This window comes from Enterobacter sp. K16B, from assembly GCF_020216105.1.
Lineage (GTDB): Bacteria > Pseudomonadota > Gammaproteobacteria > Enterobacterales > Enterobacteriaceae > Enterobacter > Enterobacter sichuanensis.
This window is the reverse complement of record NZ_JAIWJZ010000063.1, coordinates 25,983-32,139: the sequence shown is the minus strand read 5'-3', so window position 1 is coordinate 32,139 and position 6,157 is coordinate 25,983. Positions and strand designations below refer to the sequence as shown.

Sequence of the window (6,157 nt, the reverse complement as noted above, 5' to 3'; positions counted from 1 at the left end):
GCGCCGGGGGATGAGTTTTTACCCTCCGCCTGGTGGCACACTGGTCAAAAATGCCGCGACAGGAAAATGGAATGAAACGCACCGCAATAGCCTTTCTGATGTTACCCGCACTGGCACATGCTGACTGGTCGTCACCGGGGTTTAACGCCTTTAGCGCCGAAGGCACCGGCGTTTTCATAAGCCAGGCAAAGCTTGCGAAGGGTACGCGTCCTTTGACCGTGAGTTTTGACAACACGTGCTGGCAACCAACAGACGCGATAAAACTCAATGAGATGCTGTCGCTTAAACCCTGTGACGGCACGCCACCGCAGTGGCGCCTGTTCCGCGACGGTGAATACCAGATGCGGATAGATACCCGCTCCGGCACGCCCACCCTGCTGCTGACCATCCAGAGCACTGCAGAACAGCCGGTGGCAAACGTCATCCGTCAGTGCCCAAGGTGGGACGGTAAACCGCTGACGCTGGATGTCAGTCAAACCTTCCCGGAAGGCTCGGTCGTGCGCGACTATTACAGTAAACAGACCGCGACAGTGCAGAACGGAAAAATCACCCTGCAGCCAGCCGCCAACAGCAACGGCCTGCTGCTGCTTGAGCGCGCAGAAACCGACAAGCCCGCGCCGTTTAGCTGGCAAAACGCCACCGTCTATTTTGTACTGACCGACCGCTATGTGAATGGCGACCCTGGCAACGACAACAGCTATGGCCGTCATAAAGACGGCATGCAGGAGATAGGCACATTCCACGGCGGCGATCTTAAGGGGCTGGCCAGCAAGCTCGATTACTTACAGCAGCTGGGGGTGAATGCCCTCTGGATAAGCTCTCCGCTTGAGCAGATCCATGGCTGGGTGGGCGGGGGGACCAAAGGTGACTTCCCTCATTACGCCTATCACGGCTACTACACCCAGGACTGGACAACGCTTGATGCCAACATGGGTAGCGAAGAGGATTTACGCCATCTTGTTGATGAAGCGCATAAACGCGGCATTCGCATCCTGTTCGATATCGTGATGAACCACACGGGCTACGCAACGCTTGCGGACATGCAGGAGTATCAGTTTGGCGCCTTGTACCTGCAGGGCGATGAGCTGAAAAAGACGCTGGGAGAGCGCTGGACAAACTGGACGCCGGGCGCAGGCCAAAGCTGGCACAGCTTTAACGACTACATCAACTTCAGCGACAAAGCCGCATGGGAAAAATGGTGGGGGAAAAAGTGGATCCGCACCGACATTGGCGATTACGACAACCCCGGCTTCGATGATTTAACGATGTCGCTGGCGTTCTTACCCGATTTGAAAACAGAATCCACCGCGCCTTCCGGGTTACCTAACTTCTATCAACACAAACCCGATACCCATGCGAAAGCCATTCCGGGCTATACCCCGCGCGATTACCTGACCCACTGGCTCAGCCAGTGGGTCAGGGACTATGGCATTGACGGTTTCCGGGTGGATACCGCCAAACACGTCGAACTTGCGGCCTGGCAACAGCTGAAAGACCAGGCAAGCCAGGCGCTGGCCGCCTGGAAAGGCGCGAACCCGGACAAAAAGCTCGACAACGCGCCATTCTGGATGACAGGGGAATCCTGGGGCCACGGGGTCATGCAGAGCGATTATTATCGCCACGGCTTCGACGCGATGATCAACTTCGATTATCAGGAGCAGGCGGCGAAAGCGGTAAATTGCCTGGCTGATATGGACCTCACGTGGCAGCAGATGGCGGAAAAGCTGCAAAGCTTCAATGTGCTGAGCTATCTCTCCTCGCATGACACGCGCCTGTTCCGTGAAGGCGGCCAGCGCGCGGCCGAACTGCTGCTGTTAGCACCGGGTAGCGTTCAAATTTATTACGGAGATGAATCTGAACGTCCGTTCGGCCCGACGGGTTCCGACCCGCTGCAAGGCACCCGCTCGGACATGAACTGGCAGGACGTGACGGGCAAACAGGCGTTAACCGTCGCCCACTGGCAAACGCTGGGTCAGTTCCGCGCCCGCCATCCCGCGATAGGTGAAGGCAAGCAAACCACGCTGTCGCTGAAAGAGGGGTATGGCTTCGTGCGCGAGCATAAAGGCGATAAGGTGATGGTGATTTGGGCTGGTAATCAATAAACCACACCCCTCACCCTGGCCCTCTTCCCAAAAGGGAGAGGGTTAGGGTGAGGGGAAAAGCACCAGAACTATTCACTACATAAACCCACTCCCACCCTATAAAACAACAAATCCGACCACACCAGCCGATTTGCACCAGCACGGTGCTAGCGTTATGGTTACCCACTTTCAAAATAAGCTCGACAGATCACCTGCTATGACGTTTTCACTTTTCGGCGACAAATTTACCCGCCATTCAGGCATTACTCGCCTGATGGAGGACCTCAACGACGGGCTGCGCACACCGGGCGCAATCATGCTCGGCGGCGGAAACCCGGCTCAAATCCCGGAGATGAATACCTATTTCCAGACCCTGCTTGCTCAGATGCTGGAAAGCGGCAAAGCAACCGATGCGCTTTGCAATTACGACGGCCCGCAGGGGAAAACTGAACTGCTGGCACTCCTCGCTGAAATGCTGCGTGACGAGCTGGGCTGGGATATCGAACCACAGAATATTGCACTGACAAACGGCAGCCAGAGCGCATTTTTCTACTTGTTTAACCTCTTCGCTGGGCGTCGCGCCGACGGCACCACCAAAAAAGTGCTGTTCCCGCTGGCGCCAGAGTACATCGGCTACGCCGATTCCGGCCTGGAAGAGGATCTGTTCGTCTCCGCGCGCCCGAACATCGAACTGCTGCCGGAAGGCCAGTTCAAATATCACGTCGATTTTGAACATCTGCATATTGGTGAAGAGACGGGCATGATCTGCGTATCACGTCCCACGAATCCAACGGGCAACGTGATCACCGACGAGGAGTTAATGAAGCTGGATGCGCTGGCGAATCAGCACGGCATCCCGCTGGTGATCGATAACGCCTACGGCGTACCGTTCCCCGGTATTATCTTCAGCGAAGCACGTCCACTGTGGAACCCGAACATTGTCCTGTGCATGAGCCTCTCTAAGCTGGGCCTGCCGGGCAGCCGCTGCGGCATCATCATCGCCAATGAGAAAATCATCACTGCCATTACCAATATGAACGGCATTATCAGCCTTTCACCGGGCGGCATCGGTCCGGCGATGATGTGCGAAATGATCAAACGTAACGACCTGCTGCGCCTGTCGAATGAGGTGATCAAGCCGTTCTATTACCAGCGCGTTCAGGAGACCATTGCGACACTTCGCCGCTATTTACCGGAAGAACGCTGCCTGATCCACAAACCTGAAGGGGCGATTTTCCTGTGGCTGTGGTTTAAGGACCTGCCTATCACCACCGAACTGCTCTACCAGCGCCTGAAAAAGCGCGGCGTACTGATGGTACCAGGTGATTACTTCTTCCCGGGGCTGGATAAGCCGTGGCCACATACACATCAGTGCATGCGGATGAACTACGTGCCCGATCCGGAAAAAATTGAAGCCGGGGTGAAAATTCTCGCCGAAGAGATCGAATACGCCTGGCGCGAAGATACGCAGTAAGAGCTTACGCCAGATGACGCACCAGACGGTACGTCATCTGGCAGGCTCCGCAACGATAAACCTGCCCTTCTGCTACGCCTCGCGCACGTTAAAACCCAGCTCTTTTGAGATAGCCTCTGCCGTTTCGCGCAGCGGCTTGAGTAAATTCTTTTCGCCCACCTGCTTCATGCGCGACGTCGACAGCGATATAGAGATCGCGTACGGCACGCGGCCATGAATATCAAATACCGGCACGGCAATACAGGAGACACCCAGTTCGTTCTCTTCTTTGTCCATCGCCATGCTGTGCTCGCGGATCGTTGCCAGTTCGTCATACATCGCGCTCAGTTCGGTGATGGTATTGCGGGTCAACGGCTGGATCTGATCCTGGTGGCTTTCCCAGTAGCTCGCCACATACGCCTGTTGACCAAACGCCATGTAGATCTTGCCCATCGCAGAGCAGTAGAGCGGCATATGCTGACCGATATAAGCACGCGTGCGCAGCATGCCGGTTGTCGGCTCAAGCTTATAAATCAGAATAGCGTGGTCATCTTCCCGGCTGGAGAAGTTCACCGTCTCGCCGGTAGCAATGTTCAGCGCTTCAAGGTGTGGTGCCGCCACGTGGATAATATTCAGTGATGACAGCGCCTTTTGCCCGACGGCGATAAATTTGGTGGTCAGGCGATAGCTCCCCGCCGCGGGTGCCGGCGTGACGTACCCGCACGACTGCAATCCCTGCAGCAACCGGTGCACGGTGCTCTTATTTAGCCCCGCCAGTTCCGATAAATGCGCCAGCGGACAACCGTTCGGATAGTTACTGAGGATCTCAATCAGCATCAGGCCGCGAAACAAGCTCTGGCTGCCTGCTGGCCTCTCTTTTTCTTGCGTCATTTCGCTCTCTTTCATGCTTTTCCCATGGCTCCTGTTTAGCGCGTCCTGATGGTAGCGCAAAGTGTGGGTCAGTTCACGATCTCGACAGAAAAAATACAACCAGTTGATTTTAATCGATTTTGAAAAACAGGAATGTCGTTGATCTGACAAATTTTGATCGCTATATTTGAAATCAGATTTCGCATAGTGAAATTTAACGATAAAAAAGCACTCGCACTTGCCCCGACAAAAACAGGAGAACAGGGATGAAAGTGACCTTCGAAGAGTTGAAAGCGGCGTTCAATCGGGTTCTGCTCGATCGCGGTGTCAACGCGGATACCGCGGACGCCTGCGCGGAGATGTTTGCCCGCACCACGGAATCCGGCGTCTATTCGCATGGCGTCAACCGCTTCCCGCGCTTTATCCAGCAGCTTGACGCCGGCGACATCATTCCTGACGCCCAACCAAAACGGGTTACCACATTAGGGGCCATCGAACAGTGGGATGCGCAGCGATCCATCGGCAACCTGACAGCGAAGAAGATGATGGACCGCGCCACCGAGCTGGCGTCCGATCACGGGATTGGTCTGGTGGCGCTACGTAACGCTAACCACTGGATGCGCGGCGGCAGCTACGGGTGGCAAGCCGCCGAGAAGGGCTATATCGGGATTTGCTGGACCAACTCCATAGCCGTGATGCCCGCCTGGGGCTCAAAAACGTGTTGCATCGGCACCAACCCGCTGATCGTGGCCATTCCTTCAAGCCCGATCACCATGGTCGATATGTCGATGTCGATGTTTTCCTACGGCATGCTGGAGGTCAATCGTCTCGCGGGGCGCGAACTCCCGGTAGACGGCGGCTTTGACGACGAGGGTAATCTCACCAGAGAGCCTGGCGTGATTGAGAAAAACCGTCGCATCCTGCCGATGGGATACTGGAAAGGCTCCGGCTTATCGATCGTGCTCGATATGATCGCCACCTTGCTCTCCAACGGCGCGTCCGTGGCGGAAGTCACCCAGGACAACAGTGACGAATACGGCGTGTCGCAAATCTTTATCGCCATCGAGGTCGATCGCCTGATCGACGGACCAACCCGCGACGCTAAGCTGCAGCGCATCATGGACTTTATCACTACCGCAGAGCGGTCAGATGAAAACGTGGCGGTCCGTCTGCCGGGGCATGAATTTACGCGTCATCTGGAAGAGAACCGTCGCCACGGTATCACCATCGACGATAGCGTATGGGCGAAAATCCAGGCACTGTAAGGAGTGGACCATGATATTCGGACATATCTCGCAGCCCAATCCGTGCCGCCTGCCACGCGCCATTGAAAAAGCACTGGATTTTCTGCGTACCACGGATTTCACCTCCCTGATGCCGGGCGTCGTTGAAATCGAAGGACGTAACATCTTTGCTCAGGTGCTCGACCTGACCACCAAAGCACAGCATGAGAATCGCCCGGAAGTGCATCGCCGCTACCTCGATATTCAATTCCTGGCCTCCGGTGAAGAAAAAATCGGTATCGCTATTGATACTGGTAATAACAAAATAAGCGAATCATTGCTGGAACAGCGGGATATTATTTTTTATCACGACAGTGAAAATGAATCGTTTATTGAAATGGTACCGGGCAGTTATGCCATATTTTTCCCGCAGGACGTTCACCGCCCTGCCTGTATTAAAAATAAAAGTTCTGAAATTCGTAAAATTGTGGTGAAAGTTGCCATCAGCGAATTGAATTAATTTTTTTATA

General features: G+C 55.0%; 5 protein-coding genes. 4 read left to right on the top strand and 1 reads right to left on the bottom strand.

Features of this window, described 5'->3' with window-relative positions; genetic code table 11:
- Window positions 1–71: 71 nt before the first annotated feature.
- A complete protein-coding gene (locus tag LDK53_RS13310; protein ID WP_225287370.1) occupies window positions 72–2,102 on the top strand; it encodes an alpha-amylase in 2,031 nt (676 codons plus the stop codon).
- 196 nt (window positions 2,103–2,298) lie between these two features.
- Window positions 2,299–3,555 (top strand): valine--pyruvate transaminase, encoded by a 1,257-nt coding sequence (avtA, locus tag LDK53_RS13305; protein WP_225287369.1) that lies wholly within the window; start codon window positions 2,299–2,301, stop codon window positions 3,553–3,555.
- Window positions 3,556–3,627: 72 nt separating this feature from the next.
- On the opposite strand, the gene yiaJ is transcribed toward avtA, so the two are convergent.
- Window positions 3,628–4,440 carry an IclR family transcriptional regulator YiaJ gene (gene yiaJ, locus LDK53_RS13300; protein ID WP_025758387.1) on the bottom strand — a complete coding sequence of 271 codons (813 nt, stop codon included), beginning with the start codon at window positions 4,438–4,440 and terminating at the stop codon, window positions 3,628–3,630.
- Between the two features lie 230 nt (window positions 4,441–4,670).
- Here yiaJ and yiaK point away from each other — a divergent pair, with 230 nt between their 5' ends.
- Complete coding sequence (yiaK, locus tag LDK53_RS13295) at window positions 4,671–5,669, top strand: 3-dehydro-L-gulonate 2-dehydrogenase (protein WP_095441419.1); 999 nt, start codon at window positions 4,671–4,673, stop codon at window positions 5,667–5,669.
- 10 nt (window positions 5,670–5,679) lie between these two features.
- Window positions 5,680–6,147, top strand: a complete 468-nt coding sequence (locus LDK53_RS13290; RefSeq protein WP_225287368.1) for a YhcH/YjgK/YiaL family protein — start codon at window positions 5,680–5,682, stop codon at window positions 6,145–6,147.
- The last annotated feature ends 10 nt before the right edge of the window (window positions 6,148–6,157 follow it).